This is a genomic window from uncultured Tateyamaria sp. (assembly GCF_947503415.1).
In the GTDB taxonomy this organism is placed as follows: Bacteria; Pseudomonadota; Alphaproteobacteria; order Rhodobacterales; family Rhodobacteraceae; genus Tateyamaria.
This window is the reverse complement of sequence record NZ_CANNDS010000003.1, coordinates 205,119-227,539: the sequence shown is the minus strand read 5'-3', so window position 1 is coordinate 227,539 and position 22,421 is coordinate 205,119. Positions and strand designations below refer to the sequence as shown.

The following is a 22,421-nucleotide window of genomic DNA, read 5'->3' as shown; positions in this document are numbered from 1 at the left end:
TTTGACGACAACAAAGTCAATTGAGGCAGACCATGCACTTCGACAGTCTGAACAGTTTCATAAACGACCACGTGGCGATCCCCAAAAAAGGGTCGGTGGCCGTTGTTCTGGCCGAGGACGACGTGGAAGTTGACACCACCCTGCGGCACCATCAGCAGGCAGGGTTCACGCACGTCATTGCATTCATGCCGTCGCGGTTCGAGCTGGCACGGGATTTGGCAGAAACGGTGATACGCATTGATTTCGACACCTCGAAGTCGGGTGCGCTGCAGACAGCGGTCAACGGGGTGATCGGGGCCGTGCCGCCCGGCACGTGGATGTACTACTGCTACAACGCCGAATTCCTGTTTCACCCTTTTTGCGAAACAAGATCTGTCGGCGAGATGCTGGCCTTTCACACCGAAGAGCGGCGCAATGCGATGCTGACCTATGTGGTCGATCTGTACGCGGATGACCTGTGGGACTGCCCAAACGCGGTGTCGCTTGATCGGGCGCATCTGGACCGTTCAGGCTACTACGCCTTGGCCCGCTCCGGCGAGGACGGGCATCCGAAAGAGCGGCAGTTGAACTTCTATGGCGGGTTGCGTTGGCGGTTTGAAGAACACGTTCCCGAGGCGCGGCGCAAGATCGACAGGATATCCTTGTTCAAGACCAAACCGGGGCTGGAGCTGCGCGACGATCACACCTTCAACGATCAAGAATACAATACCTACGCCTGCCAGTGGCATCACAACCTGACATCAGCCATCTGTTCGTTTCGGACAGCCAAGGCGTTGAAGCTGAACCCGGGCAGCACCTATGACATCGACACGTTCAAATGGCACAACTCGGCACCGTTTGAGTGGCATTCCCGGCAGCTTCTTGACCTTGGGCTGATGGAGCCCGGTCAGTGGTTTTGACACGTGGCGAGGCGACCCGCGGGTAATTTCAAAAACAACTAAACATGTGCGCCGCGCGGTATCGACTACAACCGGTCCGACAGGTCGCGCACCGTTCCTGTGACCGTGTTGGCCGATGTCTGAATTGCTTCGGACATGGCTTTGACCTCTGACGCGATGACGCCGAAAGCGCGCCCGGCATCGCCGGCCCGCGCCGCCTCGACAGACGCGTTGAGCGAGATGAGGCGAACCATCTTGCTGATCGACTTGATGTCAGACACGGCGGCATCTGCCTTGGACCGCAACTGCTCGGCGTAATGCACGCGGTCCTGTTCCTGCTGTTCCACCTCAGCGTTCAGAATATCGAGCAATGCAACGATCTCGGGCGCAAGCTGCGTGATGATGTAGTGGGATGTGTCGCGGTGTATGTTCTTCGCGGCCGCAGGATCATTCAGAACCACATCCTGCACATGTGACAACATGTTCGCCGTCTTGCGGAATGGTTCGGATTTCTGCGGCGCGCGCTGCAGGCACGAGCGAAACCATTCCAGCGCCTGCGGATGCACATCCGGTATGTCGCTGTTCAGGTCGAAATAAAGCATCACCTTGTCCAGCGCTGTGCGTGCGTCGTTCATATCCGCCAAAACACGTTCACGGTGCTCGACATCATCAAGCTGGGTCAGCAGCGCACAGTTGTAATTCAACCATGTCCCAACAGCGCGAAATTCGTGCGGCACAGCCGCCAGCGCACGGCATTGCAATTGAAGCAATCGCGACAGCGGCGCTTTGGTAGCGCCCTGATCAGAGTTTCGTTCAGTGTCCAACACGTCTCAGACCCCTGCGCCGGAAGAATGACAGAGAGTTACAGACAATGTGTTAGATGTTGGTAAAGGAGGCTGAGCGCTTATTTCTTGCGGCGCAGGCGTATCACGACATCAACGGATGCAATCTCTGCCCCTTCGGGTGCATCGGGCAATTGCGCAATCACCAACTCGTCTGACGGGGCATCGGTCAGCTTGGCCTCGTCTTCCCAGAAAAAGTGCGGATGGTCGTGGGTGTTTGTGTCGAAGTAGCTTTTTGACCCGTCCACCGTGACTTCCTGCATCAGCCCGGCATCGCAAAACGCACGCAGCGTGTTGTAGACGGTGGCCAACGACACCGCTTCGCCCTGATCCTTGGCCGCCTCGAACAGGCTTTCTGCCGTCACATGGCGGTGTTGGCCATCACCGATCAACAAAGCAGCAAGCGTCACACGCTGGCGCGTCGGGCGCAGCCCCGCCCCTGCAAGCCATGTCGTACCTACGTCGTGTTGCGTGTCGGTCATCGTGTCCTCTTTCCCTTACATACCATATAAAGGGCGGGCCGTTTGCAATTCAATCGCAAAAGCCCAAGGCGCATTATGCCACACGTCCGAAAAAGCCCATCTGTTCCTCGGCAGAGAAGGCGCGTCCTGGCGTGTCGTAGTGCGACAGAACCGCTACGATCCGAGAGGTGCCCGGCCCAACGGTTGTAACCTTGTGCGCCGTGTTGACCCCCAGAAAAACGTTCAGTGTGCCCGCGTCCTGCGCCAACTGTTTCGTCGCGACCGTCCCGCTGAGCAGCTTGGCAATGCCTGTATGGTTGGGGTTCTCGTCGCTGCGCAAATCCTTGGCGTACTCGAACACGCCACCCTCCGTTGCCTCTTGCAACAGCAGCGTCGTGGTAAAGATCGAGCGGTCGAAATGCCAATTGAGCGCCTCGCCCGGACGGTATTCCAGCACGTTCAGCCCGGCCAGCGCGTCGTCCATTGTGTAAAGACGCGACTTGTCCATCACGGCCGCAAGAAATTGAGCGAATTCAGGCCATTGGTAGATCTGGTCCAGCGCCGTGCCGTGCATCTGGTCGTGACACAGCGTGTGATTGGCCGTTTCCACCTTGGTCAGCGCCGGGTCATCTGGGGAGAGGCCGTCGACAGTGTCCTTGAAGTAAATGTTATGCCAGCGCCGGTGGTGAAAGCTCTCTGACGCCATCCGCGGGTGAACGTGCTCCAGCACGGATGCAAGCGCCTGCGGCGTCATGAACCCCGGCAGGTTGAACAAGCCGTCCTGCGCCAACCCGTCCTTGGCAAACGAGACCAGTTCGTCCCATTCCGGTGTGTTCGGTCGGTGCAGCGGATAGCGGTCGAGATTGATGATGTGGTCCATGGCGCGAACCCTGCCGGACGCGTGCCTACATAACAAGACACCATGCCCTGCCCTTGCACCCTTTGCCCCCCCGGTGCTAGACGGACCAGACCCATTGACGGGAACACATGCGCGACGAATACGAGGCCCGAATGGCAAACTACCCCACCAGTTTCGACAAAGACGATCTGTTGAAGTGCGCCCGCGGCGAGCTGTTCGGCCCCGGAAACGCGCAATTGCCCGAGCCGCCGATGCTGATGATGGATCGCATCACGGATGTGTCCGCAGATGGCGGCGCGCACGGCAAGGGCCACATCACGGCCGAGTTCGATATCACGCCTGATCTGTGGTTCTTTGAGTGCCACTTTCCCGGCAATCCGATCATGCCCGGCTGTCTGGGTCTGGATGGGCTGTGGCAGTTGACCGGCTTCAATCTGGGTTGGCGCGGCTGGACAGGGCGCGGCTATGCGCTCGGGGTGGGTGAGGTGAAACTCAAGGGCATGGTGCGTCCCGAACGCAAGATGCTGACCTACAAGATCGACTTCACCAAGGCCATCCAGACCCGCCGCCTGACCATGGGTGTCGCTGACGGCATCGTCGAAGCGGATGGTGAGGTGATCTATGAGGTCAAGGATATGAAGGTCGCTTTGAGCGAGAGCTGAGGCCTTTCCTTTCCGTTCCTCCCGATGTTGTCCCTTGACCGGCGCGCGCTGCTGCGTGAGCGTTCGGCGCAGGTCTGCAGCGGAGAACCAGCTATGCCAAGCATCGACGTCAACGGAACAACTCTGCACTACATTGAGACCGGAAGTGGGCCGGAGACGGTCGTTTTTTCCCATGGGTTCCTGATGGATCACCGCATGTTCGACCACCAGATCGCAGAGCTGGCTACCTGCTATCGCGTGATCGCCTTTGATCATCGAGGGCATGGGCAAAGCGCGCAGTGCAGAACACCGTTTGGAATGTACGACCTTGTCGATGACGCGGCCGCATTGATCCGGCAGTTGTGCGACGGCCCGGTTCATTTCGCGGGCATGTCGACCGGCGGGTTTGTGGGCGTGCGGCTCGCCTTGCGTGCGCCGGAGTTGATCCGTAGCCTGACCTTGATCGACACCGCCGCCGGGGCCGAAGATCAAAGTGCGATGAAGCAATACAACCAGCTGCTGTTTGCCGTGCGCCTGATCGGCACCCGGCCCTTGCTGGGCAAGGTGATGCCGATCCTGATGGCGCAACCGTTCCTTACGGACCCCGCGCGCACAGGCGAAGTGGCCACCTGGCGGAAGCGCATCGTCAATCTGGACAAGGGATCGATCTACCGCTTTGGCAAGGCGATCTTTAACCGCGATTCCGTTCTGGACGCGCTGGAGGCCCTCACGACACAGCCCCCAACCCTGATCATCGTGGGCGAAGACGATATCGCAACGCCCGTCGCACAATCGCGCAAAATGCAGGCCGCAATTGCAGGATCTTCTTTGGTCACGATCCCCAGGGCGGGCCACAGCGCGCCCGTGGAGACTCCTGCGGCGGTGACAGACGCGATGACCGGTTTCCTTGCTGGCGTAAGTACCTCCGCAGGGTAAACGGGTTGCGCCTGCCTGCGGCCCTGTCCTACATGGGACAACACTTAGATGAAGGAGCGCACATGCGCAGGGTTGTTGTAACGGGCCTCGGCATCGTTTCATCCATCGGGAACGACACGGACCAGGTTCTTGCCAGTCTGAAGGACGGCACCTCCGGCATCGAAGCCAGCCCCGACATGGCCGAGCACGGCTTTCGCAGCCAGATCGCGGGCACACTGAAACTTGATGTCAAAGAACACGTGGACAAGCGCGCCTTGCGGTTCATGGGACCGGGCGCGGCCTATGCGCATATCGCCATGACGCAGGCCATTGCGGATGCAGGTCTGGACGAAAGCGATGTTGTGAACCCGCGCACCGGACTGGTGGCAGGCTCGGGCGGGCCGTCCACGTCGGCGATGCTGACGGCGCATCAGACCGTCTTGAAAACCGGAGCCACCAAGCGCATCGGCCCCTTTGCGGTGCCCAAGTGCATGTCCTCGACCATCAGCGCGAACCTTGCGACGGGCTTCAAGATCAAGGGCATCAACTATTCCATCACCAGCGCCTGTTCGACCTCGCTGCATTGCATCGGAAATGCGGCCGAACAGATCATGCTGGGCAAACAGGATGTGATGTTCGCAGGCGGCGCAGAGGAACTGGATTGGACCCTGTCTTGCCTGTTCGACGCGATGGGCGCGATGTCGTCGAAATACAATGACACACCTGCCAAGGCGAGCCGCGCGTTTGATGCGGACCGCGATGGGTTTGTGATCTCGGGCGGTGGCGGCATTGTCGTGCTCGAAGAACTCGAGCATGCAAAAGCGCGCGGCGCCAAGATCTATGCAGAAGTGACGGGCTACGCGGCCACCTCCGACGGCCACGACATGGTCGCCCCTTCGGGCGAAGGTGGCGAACGGGCGATGCGCGCAGCCCTTGAGACACTGCCGCAGGACCGCAAGGTCAGCTATATCAACGCGCACGGCACATCGACCCCGGTGGGCGATGTGGGCGAAATCGAAGCGGTCCGCCGCGTCTTTGGGCAGGGCACGACACCACCCGTGAGTTCCACAAAGTCAATGACGGGACACGCGCAAGGCGCGGCTGGCGCGCTCGAAGCGATCTTCAGCCTCCTGATGCTTGACCACGATTTCATCACACCGTCGATCAATGTCGAAACACTCGACCCTGCGCTTGATCCGGCAGAGATCGCGACCGAGATGCGCGCAAATGCAGGGCTCGATTCGGTGATGACCAATTCGTTTGGCTTCGGCGGCACCAATGGATCGATGATCCTTTCGAAATATCACGGGTAAGATTTGAATATGACGGGATTGCTTGCAGGAAAACGCGGCCTTGTGATGGGTGTTGCGAATGACCGATCCATCGCATGGGGCATTGCCAAGGCGATGCACGAAGCCGGAGCGGAATTGGCGTTCAGCTACCAGGGCGAAGCCTTCGGCAAGCGGTTGGAGCCGTTGGCCGCCAGCGTCGGGTCGGACTTCATGGTCGATGTGGATGTGACCGATGACGCATCGCTGGACGCCGCGTTTGAGGCCCTTGAAGCCCGCTGGCCAACGATTGACTTCCTGATCCACGCGGTGGCCTTTTCCGACAAATCGGAATTGACCGGTCGGTTCCTGAACACGAGCCGCGCGAACTTCAAGCATTCCATGGATATCTCGGCTTATTCCTTCATCGAGGTGGCCCGACGGGCGCATCCGATGATGGTCGAAAACGGCGGATCGCTGATCACGCTGACCTATCTCGGATCAAACCGTGTTGTGCCGAACTACAACGTGATGGGTGTGGCCAAGGCCGCGCTGGAATCGGCCACACGCTATCTTGCGAACGACCTGGGCCCCGACGGCATTCGCGTCAATGCCATCTCTCCCGGACCTATGAAAACACTGGCAGGCTCTGCCATCGCTGGCGCGCGCAAAACGTACAAGCACACCGATCAGAACGCGCCCTTGCGCTCTAACGCAACGCTTGAGGCGGTGGGTGGTACGGCCGTGTACCTGTGTTCGGATGCCGGTGCCTGCACCACGGGCGAGACGATCCGCGTGGATGGTGGCTTTCACGTGCTGGGGATGCCGCAACCCGATCATCTGTAATGCCGGACCTCACTCCTCGGGACACACCACGTGGCCCTTGATAGGCCCACGCGTTTCCTCCGCATCCTTGATCACACCGCGGTAAATCGAAAGATTTTGTAAATCTTTTGCTGGTCATCATGCACTTGCAGGTTGGGTTTTCTGCCAAATCCGCCCTGAGATCCGCCTTCGGATGGTCAACGTCAGGTGCTCCGCAGTGTTCACGCCACGACACATCAAAGACCCAATGCGCCACGCGCGCATATTGGACCGCAGAGCCGCCCGCGCCAGACGGTCGAAGTGGTTGGGACGTGTGCTTTTTTCATTTACGGGCTTGGGGCTCCTGTTGGCCCTGCGCATGAACCCGGGCTTTGTCGAGCAGGTTATCGCCGCCGCGCATGATGTGCCGCCCCGCTCACACGCCGCGCAATTCGACGCCCCTGCCGACGTGCAGGTCAGGCAGATGCCGCGCAACGCCGTGCCCGTGCGCCGGGGCGGAACGCCAGCGGACGCGATACTTGCGAGCGATGACACACAAGCACAGGCTGACGCGGTGGCAAAGGCACTGCGCGGATTGGCACCGGATGGCTGATGGGACGGTGGGTGGGGCGTCGTTCCGCGAATGCGTGAACGCGCGTCAGCCAGCGTCGAAAGACACAACCTCGAAATCAAATTTCAGGTCCTGGCCGGCCAGCGGGTGATTTGCATCCAGCGTGACCTCGCTGTCGCCGATCTCAACCACAGTGACAGGCATCGGCTGACCCTGAGGTGTCTGCATCTGCAGTTGCAGCCCCACTTCCAACGGGATTTCTTCCGGAATGGCATCGCGTGGCACGTCCTGCCGCAAAGCGGGGTTGATCGGACCATAGGCTTTGTCGCACGGGATGCTCACGGATTTCTTCTCGCCCTCCGACATCCCCGGCAACGCCACATCCAGACCCGGAATGATCTGCCCGGACCCAACCACGAACTCCAGCGGGTCGCGCCCGTCCGAGCTGTCAAAGACGGTGCCGTCCAGCAACGTCCCGGTGTAGTGGATGCGCACGGTGTCGCCGTCCTTGATGTCCGTCATGAGAGCCTCCCAACATGTCTGCCCGTTCGACAGATGACATACCCTGCCTGCCGATGTCAGTAGGGTAAACCCCACCTCGCCCCTTTTCGTCCCTGCCCGCCCGTGCCAGTCTGCGGCCAAAGGAGTGCCCGATGCCCATCACCACCTGCATATTTGACGCCTATGGCACATTGTTCGACGTGGCCGCTGCTGCGCGCATCGCTGCGGCCGAGCCGGACTTTCCGCAATTGGCCGACACATGGCCCGCCGTGGCGGAACATTGGCGTTTGAAACAGCTGCAATACACGTGGCTCCGTGCGATCACGGGCGCCCATACCGACTTCTGGCAGGTCACGCAGGAAGGATTGGACTGGGCGCTTGAACGCAATGGCTTGGACGGCGACACCGCCCTGCGTGCGCGGCTTCTGGCGCTTTACTGGGAATTGCAGGCCTATGCGGAAGTGCCCGCGATGCTGCATGCCCTGAAAGAGGCCGGCATGAACACGGCCATCCTGTCCAACGGCTCACCTGACATGCTGAACGGCGCCGTGCAATCGGCGGGCATCCGCGATGTGCTGGATGACTGCCTGTCCGTGGAAAGCGTGGGCATCTTCAAGCCGGATGCAAGTGTGTACGATCTGGTCGGAAAACGCTTTGGCTGTGCCAAGGACGAAGTCCTGTTCGTGTCGTCCAATGGGTGGGACGCGGCGGGGGCATCGGGATACGGCTTTACCACTGCATGGGTCAATCGCGCGGGCGAGCCACTGGACCGCTTGCCCTGGACGCCGCAACACGTATTGACCGACCTGACCGGCATCCCGGAGCTTGCCACCGCATGAGCACCTTTGAGACGTCCGACGGCTTGTCCCTGTATTTCGAAGACGAGGGACAGGGCCTGCCCCTGCTCTGCCTGCCCGGGCTGACCCGCACCACACAGGACTTTCAGTACCTCACCCCGCATCTGCCCCCCTGCCGATTGATCAAGATGGATTACCGCGGGCGTGGGCAATCGCAGTGGGATGAAACGTGGCAAAACTACACCCTGCCCATCGAGGTCCGCGATGTGATGGAATTGATGGATCATCTGTCTCTGTCCTCGGTTGCGATTCTGGGCACGTCGCGCGGGGGTCTCAATGCGATGGGGCTTGCCGCCGCCGCTCCGGACCGATTGCTGGGTGCCGCCCTGAATGATGTGGGACCCGAGCTTGATCCGGCGGGTCTGTCGGGCATCATGACGTTTCTCGGCAAGCGACCCGCTGCGCGCACCCATGCCGAAGCCGCCGCTGCCTTGGCTTACGTCTTGAAAGGCTTTGACGGCGTGTCGCCAGAGCGTTGGATGCAAGAAGCGCAGACCCATTTCGTCGAAACCGAAGACGGCCTGAACATCACGTATGACCCGCACCTGCGCGATGCGGTTGAAGCGGGCGGCGACGTGCCTGATCTGTGGCCCTTTTTCGATGCACTTGCGGACAAGCCTGTGTGCCTGATCCGGGGTGCAAACTCTGATCTGCTGAGCACAGAGACGGCGCAGAAGATGCGGACGCGACGCCCGGACATGATCTTTGCAGACGTGCCGGGTCGAGGTCACGTGCCCTTTTTGGACGAACCCGAAGCACTGGACGCCATACGGGCTTGGATGGAGAAGCTGACTTGAATATCGAAATGATCCGCGCCGCTGCGACGCGACTAAGCGGCCATGCGCGCGTGACACCCTTGCTCAACTCCCCCTTTCTGGACGACATCGCGGGGCGCCGCGTCTGGATCAAACCCGAATGCCTGCAGCACACCGGCAGCTTCAAGTTTCGCGGTGCATGGTCTGCCCTATCAGCCTTGGACGAAGGTACGCGCAGCGCTGGTGTCATCGCCTTTTCCAGCGGCAATCACGCGCAAGGTGTGGCTCTGGCCGCACAGATGCATGGCGTACCATCAGTCATCGTCATGCCCAGCGATGCACCTGCGTTGAAGATCGAGAACACGCGCGCCCTCGGGGCCGAGGTGGTGCTCTATGATCGCGGGTCGGAAGACCGGGACATCATCGGCGCGCAACTGGCCGAGGAGCGTGGGCTGACCCTGATCAAACCCTATGACGAACCGCAGGTGATCGCCGGTCAGGGCACAACAGGCCTGGAGATCGCGGAACAGGCGGCCGCCGTTGGCGTCGTGGCTGCTGATGTGATCGTGTGTTGCGGTGGGGGCGGTTTGACCAGCGGCATTGCCTTGGCGCTTGAGGCCGATGCGCCGGGGTTGCGCGTGCGCCCGGCAGAGCCGGAAGGATTTGATGACGTCACGCGCTCCCTCCGCTCAGGCGGGATTGAGCGGAACAGCGCAGTGTCCGGCAATATCTGCGACGCCATCATCACGCCGCAGCCCGGTGACCTGACCTTTCCCATCATGCAGCGCTTGTGCGGTCCCGGTCTGGTCATCACCGAAGATGAAGCATTGCACGCCATGGCACTCGCCTTCCTGCGCGTGAAAGTCGTGGCGGAACCGGGCGGTGCCGCAGCCCTTGCTGCCGCCCTGTGTCGGCAGGACCAGATAGAGGGGGACGACGTGATCGTCACGATATCGGGCGGAAACGTGGACCCTGCCCTTTTCCAACGTGCATTGGACACCCTTGAATGACCGACTTCACCATCGCCAGTTTCAACGTCAAGAACCTGATTGGACCGGATCAGGAATACTACCGTTTCCAGCAATACACGCCCGAAGAATATGCGTGGAAAGTCGACTGGCTGTCGGAACAGTTGCAGACGATGGACGCCGACATCGTGGGCTTACAGGAGGTTTTCGAAGAAAGCGCCCTGCGCGATGTCATCGACACCGCCGATGCCGAGGGTATGGCTGACAACGCGGAACACATCCCCGGCCCCGACAAACGCTACCGGCGCAAAGCGATCTTTCGCAAGCTGGCCTACCGTCCCTATACCGATGCGGCGCTGGCCGTGGCCCCAAACGTCAACGATGCCGGACCCGGGCAACGACGCCCCGGCGTTGCGATCCTATCGCGCTTCGGATTCGTGGGCGAACCAAAGATCATTCAGGATCTGGACGAACCCATCGACATCGACTTTGGCCCCATGGGCCCAGATGGCGGAGGCAGCTTTCGCCTGACCCGCCTCAGCCGCCCAATCCTCAGGGCGCGCGTGCCAGTGGGCAACCACGTGATCACCGTCTTCAATTGCCATCTGAAATCCAAGCTGGGCGAATTCGTGCGGCAACCGGGCGAGGATTTTGCACCCGAGGTGGACCTGACAAAATACGATCCGGTGGGCCGGGCCTTGGGTGGTGCCCGCTCTGCCCTGCGCCGTATTGCCGAGGCTTGGGTGCTGCGCCGCGCCATCGTCGAGGAACTACAGGCGGGCAACCCGGTTATGGTCGTGGGGGATTTCAACGACGGACAACACGCCGTCAGTTCCGAGATTATCAGCGGTGAACAGCCCTTCAAAAACTACGCCTGGATGCTGCGCCACGATGCCGAAACCCCGCGCGACCGCTATTCCGAAGAAGAGGACGCGCAAATCCGTGAAGATATAGAGGCCGTCCGCCTGCAATCGGCGGAAAAGCAGTTCATCCGCAAATCCAGTCGCGACATGGTTTATACGGCAGCGTTTGGCGGTGTGTATGAAAGCATCGACCAGATCTACATGTCCCGCCATTTTCTGTCTGACGCCCCGGGAAGCATCGGGCACATGGACTATTTCAGCGTGTTGAACGATCATCTGACCGATGGCAGCCATGCCGAGGCACCGTATAACAAGCTGGCCTCGGATCACGGGCAGATCATCGCGCATATGCGATTGAAGGATTAAGCAAAATGCACATGGCAGACTTGGGTGACGTGCGCCTGCACTATCGCATCGACGGGCCGGAGGACGGCGCGCCGGTGGTCTTTGTAAACTCACTTGGCACGGACATGCGGCTATGGGACCCGATCCTGCCGCTGCTGCCCGATGGCCTGCGTATCCTGCGCTTTGACAAGCGGGGGCACGGACTGTCGACTTGCCCGCCCGCGCCTTATTCCATGGGCGCGCTGGTCAGCGATTGCGAAGCGCTGATGGACATGCACGGCTTCAAGGAAGTGCTGTTCGTCGGGCTCTCTATCGGCGGCTTGATTGCGCAAGGGTTGGCCGTCAAACGGCTGGACCTCATGCGCGCTCTGGTGCTGTCGAACACCGGGGCCAAGATCGGCACCAAGGCGATGTGGGACGAGCGCATTCAGGGCGTGAAAACCGACGGGATCGAAAGCCTGGCCGATGCGGTCATGGAGCGCTGGTTTGCGCGCGATTTTCTCCAAAGCACGGACCTCGAATTGTGGCGCAACATGTTGGCGCGGCAAGAGGACGAGGGCTATGCTGGCTGTTCTGCTGCCATATCTGGCACGGATTTCTACGCCACAACCGCTACGCTGCGCCTACCGACACTGGGCATTGCCGGGTCCGAAGATGGGTCCACCCCGCCCGATCTGGTGCGCGAAACCGTCGATCTGATCCCCGGCAGCCAGTTCCACCTCATCCGCAAGGCGGGCCACCTGCCTTGCGTCGATCAACCCGAGGAATATGCCCGCGTGCTCACGGACTTCATGCGCGCCACGGGGCATATCTGATCCATGGCAGCATCGGTCTTTTCGTCTGCGCTTTATGGGCAGTTGTTTCCCACGGGCGAAATTGGCCGCCTCTGGTCCGACAGCGCCGACGTGCGGGCAATGCTGTTGGTCGAGGGCGCGCTGGCAAAGGTGCAGGGCGCGCAAGGGGTGATCCCTGAATTGAGTGCTGCTTTTATCCACCGGTCATCGCTTGAGGTGCAGATCGACCCGGCAGGGCTGGCGCAGGCAACAGGGCAGAACGGTGTCAGTGTCCCCGCCCTCGTGACCGAGTTTCGCAAGGCAATGGAAGCGCCGGAACACGCGCAATACGCGCATTGGGGGGCCACCAGTCAGGACATTATCGACACAAGCCTTATGCTGCGCCTGCGTCAGACGCTGAACACTCAGAATGCGCACTTGATCGAGATGGTCAAGACAATGGGCGCACAAGCGAAAAAGCATGCAGAGACACCCATGGCGGGTCGCACATACGGCCAGCACGCAACGCCTACAAGCTGGGGGGCGGTGCTGGCACAATGGGGGCAACCGCTGGCTGATGCCGTCGATGAACTGGCCGATCTGAAGGCAAGGTCACTGTGGGTGTCATTGAGCGGAGCAGCAGGAACCTCGTCCGCATTGGGTCCGCATGCCGACGAGACGCGCGCGGCCCTGGCAGAGGCGTTGAGCTTACATGATCCGGGGCGAAGCTGGCACACGGACCGGGGCCCCGTGCTGTGTATCGCCGACTGGATGGGGCGGATCGTGGCCGACCTGTCCGGCATGGGTCAGAGCGCCGTGGCACTGGCCGCAACTGAGTGTCAGGAGATGACGCTCAGCGGGGCCGGATCATCGTCAACCATGCCGCAAAAGCAGAACCCGGTTGGGCCGTCCGCACTGGTGGCGCTGGGTCATCATATGACCGGCTTGCGGGCCTCGCTGCAGGCCGCTGCAGCACACCAGCATCAGCGCGATGGGGCGGCGTGGTTCACCGAATGGATGGTGATGCCGCAGATTGCACTGTGCTGGGCTGCCTCGATCAACGTGGCACACGCGCTTGTGGGCGGATGGTCACCCAACACAGATGCGATGATATCCAAATTCGATGGTCTGGGCGGCGTGCACGCCGAGGCTCTGAGCTTTGCCCTCGCCGCCGAGATGCCCCGCCCCGAGGCGCAGGCCAAAACCAAAGCGCTGATTGCGGATGCCGTTGCGCGCGAAATGTCCCTTGCGGACGTGGCGCGTGCTGCACACCCAGACTTGCCTTCCGATCTGTTTGATCCGCATGCGGGACTGGGCACCGCGCCTGCTCAGGCCCGCGCCTTTGCCGAGCGGGTCAACACCCTGTGAGACTGCCTGTCGTCTTTATCCTGTTGACCGTGATGATCGACGCGATGGGCATTGGTTTGATCGTGCCCGTCATGCCCGATCTGATCCAAGAGGTGCAGGGCATGGGCCTTGGCACCGCCGCACTGTGGGGCGGCGTTCTGTCCACCACCTTTGCGGCGATGCAGTTCCTCTTTGGTCCACTGCTCGGCGCGCTTTCGGACCGCTACGGGCGGCGCCCGATATTGCTCGTCTCATTGCTTGTCCTTGCGGTCGATTACCTGGTCATGGCCGTCGCAGGCACCATATGGCTCTTGCTTGTGGGCCGGGTTGTCGGCGGGATCACGGCGGCCACCCAATCGACCGCCAACGCGTATATGGCCGACATTTCCAAGCCTGAGGACAAGGCCGCCAATTTCGGTCTGATCGGAGCGGCCTTTGGTCTGGGTTTTGTCCTTGGCCCTGCCATGGGTGGTTTTCTGGCCGAGTACGGCACACGGGCGCCGTTCTATGCCGCCGCTGGACTGGCTGCGGCAAACGCGGTGTTTGGCTTTTTCGTGCTGAAAGAAACCGTCGACGACCGCATCCGCCGCCCGTTCACATGGGCGCGGGCCAACCCGTTCGGGCTGTTCAAGCACCTTGGCAAACTGCCCGGTCTGGGGCCCCTGTTGCTGGTGTTTTTCATCTATCAGGTGGCGTTCACCGTCTATCCGGCGGTCTGGGCCTACTACACGACTGAACGCTTTGACTGGTCACCGGGCATGGTGGGCCTGTCGTTGAGCCTGTTCGGCATTGCGATGGCGGTGGTGCAAGGCGGGCTGATCCGCCCCATGCTGCGCCTCATGGGCGAACGCGGAGCGGTGATCTACGGCCACGCGGCAGACGTGGCCGTGTTCCTGTTGATCGGGTTTGTCAGCTCCGGGGCGTGGCTTCTGATCCTGACCCCATTGGCAGCCCTGCCAGCGGTCATAACGCCTGCCTTGCAGGGCATCATGTCCAAAGCGGTCGGCGACGATGAACAAGGCGAGTTGCAGGGCGCGCTGGTGTCGATCTCGGCGCTTGCGATGATCCTGTCGCCACTGGTGATGACATCCGTGTTCTACACATTCACGGCACCCGAAACGGGTGTGTATCTGCCCGGCGCGCCCTTCCTTCTGGCCGCCGTACTGATCGCGCTTGCCCTGATGGTCTTCATGCGGAGCGCCAAAACCATCGGGTCCCCGAAGGTCAGCGGGTCAACTGCGCCATAGGCCCGTCGTTTTCAGGCTTGCTTGCGCCAAGCCCCTGCGCCACCGTCCCACGAAAGACATGACGAAGGGACGGACATGCAAACCATAAAAGCCGCCGTGTGCCATGAATTCGGCGCACCCCTCGTGGTCGAGGATATCCTGATCCGCGCGCCCGAGATGGGCGAGGTCGAGGTGACTTTGGATGCCGTTGCCATCTGCCACTCCGACATTTCATACGCAGACGGCGCGTGGGGCGGCAGCTTGCCCGCCGTCTATGGGCATGAGGCCGCAGGTGTCATCAGCGCGGTAGGACCCGGCGTGGTTGGGCTGGCGGCAGGCGACAGCGTTGTCGTCACCCTGATCCGCGCCTGCGGGGCTTGCCCGTCCTGTGCCAGCGGCAAGCCCACGGTTTGCGAGACGCCCTATGACGGGGACAAGGGACCTATTCGCACCGCGGACGATGGCAAGCTGCACCAAGCCATGGCCTGCGGCGCCTTCGCCGAAAAGGTGGTCGTGGATCAGAAACAACTTGTGAAGATTTCCGATGACATCTCGAAAGAAGCGGCAAGCCTGATCGCCTGCGGTGTGATCACCGGCGTCGGTGCCGTGGTGAACGCAGCGGGTTTGCGGGCCGGTCAGGATGTCGTGGTGATTGGCGCAGGCGGTGTGGGCCTGAACGCCATTCAAGGCGCGCGGATCGCCGGTGCCCGGCGCATCGTCGCCGTCGACATGACCGAGGAGAAGCTGGAAGACGCAAAGTCCTTTGGTGCCACCCATGGTGTGCTGGCCACTGGCAAGTCCCCATGGCGCGCAAGTTACAAGGCATTGGGCGGCAAAGGGGCCGAAGCAGTCATTGTGACCGTGGGCGCTATCCCGGCCTATGAACAAGCGCCGAAATACCTGGGGCGCGGCGGCAAGGTCATCATGGTCGGCATGCCCCATTCCGGGGCCACCACCGAATACGAGCCTGTCATTCTGGCCGCTACCGGGCAAGGTATGGTCGGGTCCAAGATGGGCGACGTGGTGATCCAGCGGGATATTCCGTGGATGGTCGACCTCTATCAGCAGGGCCGGTTGCAACTGGACAGCCTGATTTCGGGGCGGTGGTCGCTGGATCAGATCAACGACGCGATTGCCGATACCAAATCCGGCACGGCACGGCGGAACGTCGTTCTGTTTGACAGGTAGGAGGGGGCCAGCCCCCGCCCTTCGGGACCCCCGGAGTTTTTTTGGCAAGATGAAGGAGCGTCCGCTGTGCGACTGAAAGATCTTGATATCATCGTCACGGCCCCACCTGCACCTGGTTGGGGCGGACGGTATTGGATTCTCGTGAAGCTCACGACCGACGATGGTATTGTCGGGTGGGGAGAGTGTTACGCTTCATCCGTGGGCCCGGACGCCATGCGCGCGGTGATCGAGGATGTGTTTGACAGGCACATGGCGGGCGAGAGCCCAGAGAATATCGAGCTGATGTTCCGACGCGCCTATTCCTCGGGTTTCACCCAGCGGCCTGACTTGACGGTCATGGGCGCGTTTTCAGGGCTTGAGATCGCGTGCTGGGACATTCTGGGCAAAGCGCGCGGGCGGCCGGTCTGGGCGCTGCTCGGCGGCAAAATGAACGACCGCATCCGCGCCTACACCTACCTCTATCCTCTGCCTCATCATGCACTTGATACGTTTTGGACCTCGCCCGAAATGGCAGCAGAAGCAGCCTTGGACGCTGTGGATCGCGGCTATACTGCGGTGAAGTTCGACCCTGCCGGCCCTTACACCATGCGCGGCGGGCACATGCCGGGGATGTGGGACATTTCCCAGTCCGTGGCCTTTTGCAAAGCCATCCGCGAGGCCGTGGGGGACCGCGCTGACCTTCTTTTTGGCACGCACGGGCAGTTCACCACGGCGGGTGCCATTCGGCTAGGGCAGGCGTTGGAGCCTTACTCGCCGCTCTGGTTCGAGGAGCCCATTCCGCCAGATGCGACGGAAGAAATGGCCAAGGTTGCGCGCGCTGTGCGTATCCCTGTCGCGACAGGCGAGCGGTTGACCACCAAGGCCGAGTTCGCGCCCGTGCTGCGCAGCGGGGCCGCGACAATCCTGCAACCAGCCTTGGGCCGGGCGGGCGGCATCTGGGAGATGAAGAAAGTCGCCGCCATGGCCGAGGTCTACAACGCGCAGATGGCGCCGCACCTGTATGCCGGGCCCGTGGAATGGGCCGCCAACCTTCATTTGGCGACGTCTATCCCGAACCTGCTGATGTGCGAGACCATCGAGACGCCGTTCCATGATCAACTGATCAGGGGCAGCATTCGGGTCGAGGACGGGTTCATCACGCCGCCGGACGCCCCCGGTCTGGGGATCGACGTGGACGAAGATCTGGCACGCGCGCATCCCTATACCGGCGACGGCCTACACTTGCAGATGCAGGACGCGCCCTGCGACTACGAACACGGCAACAATTTCGAAGGCGGTGCACCCGCCCCGCGTGACTAGCGCGTAAGGCGGACGCCCGAGACCGCAATATCCGCCTGCATCTCGCGCCCGATGGCGAGGATGCCAATGCGGCGCAAACGTGCGGGGTCAAATGTGGCGTCGGTGCGATGCGCTTCAAACGCAGAAAACGACAGCTCGATCGTCGTCCACGTGTCTGGTGCCACGAACTCTGTTCGGAAGGATTGCCAAGGCCGGGTGAGCGCATCGGTGCGCAGGCGCAGGTCGTAGGTCTCGCCATTGCCCAACACATCAAGCGCGATGCCAGTATAGCCGCTGGCATCAAAAATACCGCCATCCGCCAGATCGAAGGCGATCTGGACAAAACCGCCATTGTTGTCGAGCGATACGTCCCCGGTCAGCCGCACGGCCTCATGCGCCCCGATGACCTCTTGCCGCGCCTGCCCGGACGACACGCCACCCATCACCGTGTCAGCGACATATTCCCAATCGGGGGTCAATTCCAAATCCTGTGCCATAACCGGCTGACATAGCAGGGCAAAGGCAATTGCCCAGCGGATCATGTGCGCGCGGCCTCAAACGCGGCCCAAGCGGCTTCGAACTCTTCGAAACCGATGCGCTTGCCCTTCACGGCATCAAACACGATAGCCTCTGACCGCATCAGCGTTGCGATGGCATCCGCCAGCGACGGCACGACGTCATCCGGGATCACGACAGCACCGTGTCGGTCCGCATGGACCAGATCATCGGGTTGGACATCAAGGCCGTGGATGCGCACCGGCTGGTCATAGTCCACAACATGCACAAAGCCGTGGCTTGGACCGACAGAGCCTGCGACCACCGGATACCCCTCGGCCAGATCGCCAAGATCGCGCATCACGCCATCGGTCAGCGTGCCCGCCAAACCAAACGCCTTGTGGATATTGGAATTCACCTCGCCCCAATAGGCGCCAATGGCGTTCGGCACATCCAGATCCTGCACCACGCAAACCGCGGGGCGCGGCCCTTCGGACATGTATTTATAGTAAGCCATCCGCCGCGCCTTGATCACATCCGGCGCTTCGGTCGGTGGGGCCAGCGCGCGGATGCGGGCGGTGCGAGCGTAGCCCACCATGACGCCTTCGGGGTGCGACGCCAGCAATGTGCCGCGTGTGAACGCGTTGAACCCGCGCTTGCCCTGCGCCACTTCGATGGCATTGCAAACGGTGGGGGTATCGACGGATTTCAGCAGATCGTGCAGGGCATCATCCATGGATCAACCCTTTGCCATCGCGGCACCCTCGGACAGAGCCGAAAGCTTGGCATAGGCGATCTCGGGATCGACCGACCCGAAGCCTGCAAACGTTCCAAAGCCACAATCGCTGCCAGCGATCACGCGGTCCGATCCGACAATGCCAGTGAACCGCTCGATCCGCTGCGCCACGACCTCCGGGTGTTCGACGAAGTTTGTGGTCGTGTCCACGACGCCGGGCACCAGCACCTTGTCATCCGGAATCTCGGACTTGCGGTCGCGGAATACGGTCCATTCATGGGCATGACGGGGGTTCGATGTCTCGAACAAAACATACCGCGACTTGGTCGCCATCAGCGTCGGGAACACCGTGTCCATGGCAATGTCGCAGGTGTGCGGGCCTTCGTAATTGCCCCAGCAGATATGAACGCGCACCTTTTCGGCCGGAACATTCGCAAGCGCATGGTTCAGCGCCTCCACGTGGCCATCCGCGATCTTCAGGAACTCCGCGTCGCTCAGGTCATTGAACAGCATGTGCCGCGACAGGGCGAGGTCGGGGCAATCGAGTTGCAGGTCCAGCCCGGCGCCCACAATGGTCTCGTATTCCGCCTTCATCGCATCCGCGAGGGCGGCAAGATAGGCGTCGCGTGTCGGATAGAAATCGTTCTGCAGAAACAACGAGATCACGCCCGGGGAAGCTGCATTCATGAACCCACGGTCTACGCCGTGCTTGGCCATCGCCGCCTTCAGGTTGGCGATGTCCTTTTCCAACTCCCCCTGCCCCTTCGACCGCACCGCGCCCGTACACATGGGCCGGGCGTATTGCGGTGTGCCGCCGTCGTCGGCAAGGCGCTTGAGAAAGCTGGGAAACTGCTTGAGGTCCGCAGGCGCGTTGCGTGGGCTGTCACCGGAAAAGCCGGTATAGCGGTCTTTCACGTAGGTCGCATAGCTGATCTTCGACGTCTCGCCATCGCTGACGATGTCGACGCCCGCGGCCACCTGCCGGGCCACGGTTTCATCCACGGCTTGGGTCATCGCGGCATCGAAGGCGGCCTGATCAAACGGCTCCTCCCGCTCGCGCGCAAAGATGAAATCGACAACCTCTTGGGTGCGGGGCAATGACCCGACATGGGTGGTTGTGACTGGCATAGTGGTCTCCTTCAGGTCTTGCGCGCCATCAGCACGGAATGGCGGTTGGTCTCAGGGTCTTCGGCCAGAAAGCCGGTCAGGCGCAAGCCATTTGCTTCGAGGCATGTGGCGTATTCGGCAGGCGACAGGGACGCGTGGTAAACGGTTTCGTCACCGACAGTGCCTGTGACCTCACCGGCATCGGGGCCAACCGTCAGCATCAGAACGCCGCCCGGTTCCAGATGCCGGGCCATGCGCGCGATACACCCGCGCTGTTCAAGTTCGGTCAGATGGAAAAAGCTGTTCCAGGCGATGATACCATCAAAGCACTCGCCCAGATCAAAGTCACGCATATCGCCCTGCCGCCAGTCCCCATCGGGCCAGCGGCTGCGCGCGATCTCAAGCATGGGCTCCGAAAAATCCACCCCCGTGACGGCGAACCCTTCGGCCTTGAACCAGCGCGCAATAGGCTCGCCCGCACCGCAACCAAGGTCAAGCACCCGTGCACCTGTCCGCAACCCGGCGGCAAATCGGGCAAGCCAGCGCGCTTCGAACAACGCGCGGGACCGCTGGCCATCATAGACCGCCGCCTGACGATCATACACGCCACGGATATCATCCGGGTCCGCGCTCATCCTGTCCACGTCGGACCCGCAGGGTCATCGGTGCCCACGATATGATAGAGCGATGCCTCACCGGTCATCGAGGGCACCACGCTGTGGGCCAGGTTTTCCGGCACACTCATCGTGTCGCCGGGGGCCAGCGTTGTGCTGCCGCCCTGCCACGTCACCCGCCAATGCCCGCGCATGGGCATCAGAACGGAAGGGCGCTCGTGGCTGTGCATCTCCTCAAACGCACTTGAGCGGGTGATCAGATCCACCTCAAACCCCGGCTTGTCACGGATGATCCCGTGCTCTCCGATCACCTTGCACGGCGCGTCCTTGGCCAGACAGACCATGTCCCAGTACCTGCGCACACCCATGCCCACGATCTGCATGGGCGACATCTCAGGATAGGTCTTCAGCTCTTCGTCACTCAGCACCGGCATCGGTGTCACACCGTCCGGCAGGCCTTGGCCCTTCTTGCTGTCATAGAGGCTCCCATTGTCGCCCAACACCAATCCATGATCGCTGGCGTCCTCGATCACTTGCGGTGCCCAGATCACGCCGCCACCCGCATCATCGCCCCCAAGGATCGCCATGATCATCCCGTAATCCGTGCCGATATTCTCGAACCCGCGAAAGATGTCGGTGGGGATGTTGATGATATCACCCTCTTCCAGCACCACCTCGCCCGCGTCTCCCCAGCGCCCCCAGAAGAACCGCCAGCGGCCCGATAGAACAAAGAACACCTCGGCCGTGCGGTGGCTGTGAAGGCTGTTGCGGCACTTGGGCGGTTGGCCCGCAGCCCCGATGTTGAAGCCATGCGGGATGCCGATATGGACGTGCTGGTCCGGGCTTTCGGACACACCACCGCCGATGATGGTGAAGTTCTCCTTTTGGTCCGAGCCGGGCGTGTGCGCGTCAATGAACGCAGTCTTGCAGGGGCGGAGGTCGCCGTAACGCACGATGCGCGGCTCCATCTCGGCGGGGGTCATGGGGTGGTCCTTTCGTGTGGAAGTGTCGGGTCGGGCAACGGGTCGCCCGGTATTGTTTGGGTGATGTCGGCGTGGATCCAGACCATGCGGTCCACGAACCAGACCTTGGGCAGGATCGTTGCGACAAGGCCGAAAAGCGTGGCCCAAGGGTTCAGCACAATCAGGCCATAGATCAGGGGCAAAACGCCGACGGCAGACAAGCCAGTCAGACCATGCGCCGCGCGGATATGGTGCGGGGCCACGTCATAGCGGTCACGGGCCAGAAAGATGCGCTCACCCAACGTGCCTCGCGACGCCCAAGACCCAAAATCCGCGGGCGGTGGAAAAGCACGCGGATTGGACCACGTCCACACCGCCGTCAGCAGGAACAGCGGCAGCGCCCACCACCCGATCCACTGGCGCGCATAGATCACCAGCACCATAAGCGGCAAACATGTAAACCGCGTCCAAACGCTCAGGGGGTTGGCATGGCGCCGCCAGTCGGCGTTTCCCATCCCCATCAGTCGTTCGGCAGCACGGTAGATGTCGGTCATGCCTGCCCCTTCAGTGCGGCCAGCTCCGCCTCAAGCTCGGCAATGCGGGCGCTCTGCTTGTCGATCTCCGGCCCGACCAATTGGGCAATCTCGGACGCATCAAAGCGCGGCGTGATGAACTGTGGGCAGTTCCAGTCAAAGGCTTCCAGCGCGATGGTCACGACCCGGTCTACCCGGCCCTGCCCGTCGACAGCCAATTGTGCCGTCAGATCCGGCGCATCTGCCGCGCTCTGAAATCGTGCGCGCCCTTGCAGCTTCATCCGGGCCTTGCGGGGATAATCCATCAGGAACAGCGACACGCGGTTGTCCCCGGCAAGGTTGCCTTCGGAGATGTGCTGCTTGTTGCCTCGATAATCTGCAAGGCCCAGCGTGTGATCGTCCAGCACCTTGAGGAACCCGGCAGGCCCACCCCGGTGCTGGATATAGGGCCACCCGGTCTCGGACACTGTCGCCATGTAGAACGACGTGCGCGAGGCAACAAACGCCACCTCATCCGCCGACAGCGCATGGGTGCGCGCGCCGTAGCTGCGGGCATACATGTCGGCAGATCCATCTGCCTCTTGCAGCGCCTTCACGGCGTCGGTGAACATGAGGTGGTCGTAGCGGTCCATGA

At 61.6% G+C, this 22,421-nt stretch carries 26 protein-coding genes; 15 read left to right on the top strand and 11 right to left on the bottom strand.

Annotated elements, in window-relative coordinates; genetic code table 11:
- The first annotated feature begins 32 nt into the window (after positions 1 to 32).
- A complete protein-coding gene (locus Q1A32_RS17725; protein WP_299614858.1) occupies positions 33 to 899 on the top strand; it encodes a hypothetical protein in 867 nt (288 codons plus the stop codon).
- 65 nt (positions 900 to 964) lie between these two features.
- On the opposite strand, the gene Q1A32_RS17720 is transcribed toward Q1A32_RS17725, so the two are convergent.
- The 3 genes from Q1A32_RS17720 to Q1A32_RS17710 all read right to left on the bottom strand — a co-directional run bounded on the left by Q1A32_RS17720 (position 965) and on the right by Q1A32_RS17710 (position 3,061).
- Positions 965 to 1,705 (bottom strand): methyl-accepting chemotaxis protein, encoded by a 741-nt coding sequence (locus Q1A32_RS17720; protein ID WP_299656146.1) that lies wholly within the window; start codon positions 1,703 to 1,705, stop codon positions 965 to 967.
- Between the two features lie 77 nt (positions 1,706 to 1,782).
- Positions 1,783 to 2,202 (bottom strand): iron response transcriptional regulator IrrA, encoded by a 420-nt coding sequence (gene irrA, locus Q1A32_RS17715; protein ID WP_299614851.1) that lies wholly within the window; start codon positions 2,200 to 2,202, stop codon positions 1,783 to 1,785.
- Positions 2,203 to 2,275: 73 nt separating this feature from the next.
- Positions 2,276 to 3,061 (bottom strand): 2OG-Fe(II) oxygenase, encoded by a 786-nt coding sequence (locus Q1A32_RS17710; protein WP_299656144.1) that lies wholly within the window; start codon positions 3,059 to 3,061, stop codon positions 2,276 to 2,278.
- Between the two features lie 131 nt (positions 3,062 to 3,192).
- Between Q1A32_RS17710 and fabA the strand changes: the two genes are divergently transcribed.
- From fabA to Q1A32_RS17685, 5 genes are all read left to right on the top strand, one after another.
- Positions 3,193 to 3,702: a bifunctional 3-hydroxydecanoyl-ACP dehydratase/trans-2-decenoyl-ACP isomerase gene (gene fabA, locus Q1A32_RS17705; RefSeq protein WP_299614846.1), complete on the top strand. Its 510-nt coding sequence runs from the start codon at positions 3,193 to 3,195 to the stop codon at positions 3,700 to 3,702.
- 93 nt (positions 3,703 to 3,795) lie between these two features.
- Positions 3,796 to 4,617 (top strand): alpha/beta fold hydrolase, encoded by an 822-nt coding sequence (locus Q1A32_RS17700; protein WP_299656142.1) that lies wholly within the window; start codon positions 3,796 to 3,798, stop codon positions 4,615 to 4,617.
- A 62-nt stretch (positions 4,618 to 4,679) separates the two neighbouring features.
- Positions 4,680 to 5,909 (top strand): beta-ketoacyl-ACP synthase I, encoded by a 1,230-nt coding sequence (gene fabB, locus Q1A32_RS17695; protein ID WP_299614842.1) that lies wholly within the window; start codon positions 4,680 to 4,682, stop codon positions 5,907 to 5,909.
- Positions 5,910 to 5,918: 9 nt separating this feature from the next.
- Positions 5,919 to 6,710 (top strand): enoyl-ACP reductase, encoded by a 792-nt coding sequence (locus Q1A32_RS17690; RefSeq protein ID WP_299614840.1) that lies wholly within the window; start codon positions 5,919 to 5,921, stop codon positions 6,708 to 6,710.
- Between the two features lie 292 nt (positions 6,711 to 7,002).
- Positions 7,003 to 7,281 carry a hypothetical protein gene (locus tag Q1A32_RS17685; RefSeq protein WP_299656140.1) on the top strand — a complete coding sequence of 93 codons (279 nt, stop codon included), beginning with the start codon at positions 7,003 to 7,005 and terminating at the stop codon, positions 7,279 to 7,281.
- Positions 7,282 to 7,326: 45 nt separating this feature from the next.
- Here the strand turns inward: Q1A32_RS17685 and Q1A32_RS17680 are convergent, their stop codons facing one another.
- Positions 7,327 to 7,761, bottom strand: a complete 435-nt coding sequence (locus tag Q1A32_RS17680) for a peptidylprolyl isomerase (protein WP_299614835.1) — start codon at positions 7,759 to 7,761, stop codon at positions 7,327 to 7,329.
- 131 nt (positions 7,762 to 7,892) lie between these two features.
- On the opposite strand from Q1A32_RS17680, the gene Q1A32_RS17675 reads away from it, so the two are divergent.
- The 9 genes from Q1A32_RS17675 (at position 7,893) to Q1A32_RS17635 (ending at position 17,361) form a co-directional block, all read left to right on the top strand.
- The gene (locus Q1A32_RS17675; RefSeq protein ID WP_299656138.1) at positions 7,893 to 8,579 is read left to right on the top strand and encodes a haloacid dehalogenase type II; all 687 of its coding nucleotides are present in this window, start codon (positions 7,893 to 7,895) and stop codon (positions 8,577 to 8,579) included.
- Positions 8,576 to 9,394 (top strand): alpha/beta fold hydrolase, encoded by an 819-nt coding sequence (locus tag Q1A32_RS17670; protein ID WP_299656135.1) that lies wholly within the window; start codon positions 8,576 to 8,578, stop codon positions 9,392 to 9,394. The genes Q1A32_RS17675 and Q1A32_RS17670 overlap by 4 nt, the downstream gene beginning before the upstream one ends.
- On the top strand, positions 9,391 to 10,362 hold the full coding sequence (locus Q1A32_RS17665; RefSeq protein WP_299656133.1) for a threonine/serine dehydratase: 972 nt from the start codon (positions 9,391 to 9,393) through the stop codon (positions 10,360 to 10,362). Before Q1A32_RS17670 ends, Q1A32_RS17665 begins: the two co-directional genes overlap by 4 nt.
- Positions 10,359 to 11,549: an endonuclease/exonuclease/phosphatase family protein gene (locus Q1A32_RS17660; protein WP_299656131.1), complete on the top strand. Its 1,191-nt coding sequence runs from the start codon at positions 10,359 to 10,361 to the stop codon at positions 11,547 to 11,549. Before Q1A32_RS17665 ends, Q1A32_RS17660 begins: the two co-directional genes overlap by 4 nt.
- A 5-nt stretch (positions 11,550 to 11,554) precedes the next feature.
- Positions 11,555 to 12,343 (top strand): 3-oxoadipate enol-lactonase, encoded by a 789-nt coding sequence (gene pcaD, locus Q1A32_RS17655; RefSeq protein ID WP_299656128.1) that lies wholly within the window; start codon positions 11,555 to 11,557, stop codon positions 12,341 to 12,343.
- A 3-nt stretch (positions 12,344 to 12,346) separates the two neighbouring features.
- Positions 12,347 to 13,669, top strand: a complete 1,323-nt coding sequence (locus Q1A32_RS17650; RefSeq protein ID WP_299656126.1) for a lyase family protein — start codon at positions 12,347 to 12,349, stop codon at positions 13,667 to 13,669.
- The gene (locus tag Q1A32_RS17645) at positions 13,666 to 14,895 is read left to right on the top strand and encodes a TCR/Tet family MFS transporter (RefSeq protein ID WP_299656124.1); all 1,230 of its coding nucleotides are present in this window, start codon (positions 13,666 to 13,668) and stop codon (positions 14,893 to 14,895) included. The genes Q1A32_RS17650 and Q1A32_RS17645 overlap by 4 nt, the downstream gene beginning before the upstream one ends.
- Before the next feature lie 75 nt (positions 14,896 to 14,970).
- Positions 14,971 to 16,062 carry a Zn-dependent alcohol dehydrogenase gene (locus Q1A32_RS17640; protein WP_299656122.1) on the top strand — a complete coding sequence of 364 codons (1,092 nt, stop codon included), beginning with the start codon at positions 14,971 to 14,973 and terminating at the stop codon, positions 16,060 to 16,062.
- A 66-nt stretch (positions 16,063 to 16,128) separates the two neighbouring features.
- The gene (locus Q1A32_RS17635) at positions 16,129 to 17,361 is read left to right on the top strand and encodes a mandelate racemase/muconate lactonizing enzyme family protein (RefSeq protein WP_299656119.1); all 1,233 of its coding nucleotides are present in this window, start codon (positions 16,129 to 16,131) and stop codon (positions 17,359 to 17,361) included.
- On the opposite strand, the gene Q1A32_RS17630 is transcribed toward Q1A32_RS17635, so the two are convergent.
- The 7 genes from Q1A32_RS17630 to Q1A32_RS17600 are packed head-to-tail and all read right to left on the bottom strand — an operon-like array spanning position 17,358 to position 22,419.
- Positions 17,358 to 17,882, bottom strand: coding sequence for a CIA30 family protein (locus Q1A32_RS17630; RefSeq protein ID WP_299656117.1), 525 nt, complete (start codon positions 17,880 to 17,882; stop codon positions 17,358 to 17,360). The genes Q1A32_RS17635 and Q1A32_RS17630 overlap by 4 nt on opposite strands.
- On the bottom strand, positions 17,879 to 18,571 hold the full coding sequence (locus Q1A32_RS17625) for an RraA family protein (protein ID WP_299656115.1): 693 nt from the start codon (positions 18,569 to 18,571) through the stop codon (positions 17,879 to 17,881). Before Q1A32_RS17625 ends, Q1A32_RS17630 begins: the two co-directional genes overlap by 4 nt.
- A 3-nt stretch (positions 18,572 to 18,574) precedes the next feature.
- A complete protein-coding gene (locus Q1A32_RS17620; RefSeq protein ID WP_299656112.1) occupies positions 18,575 to 19,699 on the bottom strand; it encodes a cobalamin-independent methionine synthase II family protein in 1,125 nt (374 codons plus the stop codon).
- 11 nt (positions 19,700 to 19,710) lie between these two features.
- On the bottom strand, positions 19,711 to 20,313 hold the full coding sequence (locus tag Q1A32_RS17615) for a class I SAM-dependent methyltransferase (protein WP_299656109.1): 603 nt from the start codon (positions 20,311 to 20,313) through the stop codon (positions 19,711 to 19,713).
- On the bottom strand, positions 20,310 to 21,275 hold the full coding sequence (locus tag Q1A32_RS17610; protein WP_299656106.1) for a cupin domain-containing protein: 966 nt from the start codon (positions 21,273 to 21,275) through the stop codon (positions 20,310 to 20,312). The genes Q1A32_RS17615 and Q1A32_RS17610 overlap by 4 nt, the downstream gene beginning before the upstream one ends.
- Positions 21,272 to 21,808 carry a DUF6653 family protein gene (locus Q1A32_RS17605; protein ID WP_299656103.1) on the bottom strand — a complete coding sequence of 179 codons (537 nt, stop codon included), beginning with the start codon at positions 21,806 to 21,808 and terminating at the stop codon, positions 21,272 to 21,274. The genes Q1A32_RS17610 and Q1A32_RS17605 overlap by 4 nt, the downstream gene beginning before the upstream one ends.
- Positions 21,805 to 22,419 carry a pyridoxamine 5'-phosphate oxidase family protein gene (locus Q1A32_RS17600; RefSeq protein ID WP_299656100.1) on the bottom strand — a complete coding sequence of 205 codons (615 nt, stop codon included), beginning with the start codon at positions 22,417 to 22,419 and terminating at the stop codon, positions 21,805 to 21,807. Before Q1A32_RS17600 ends, Q1A32_RS17605 begins: the two co-directional genes overlap by 4 nt.
- Positions 22,420 to 22,421: the final 2 nt, after the last annotated feature.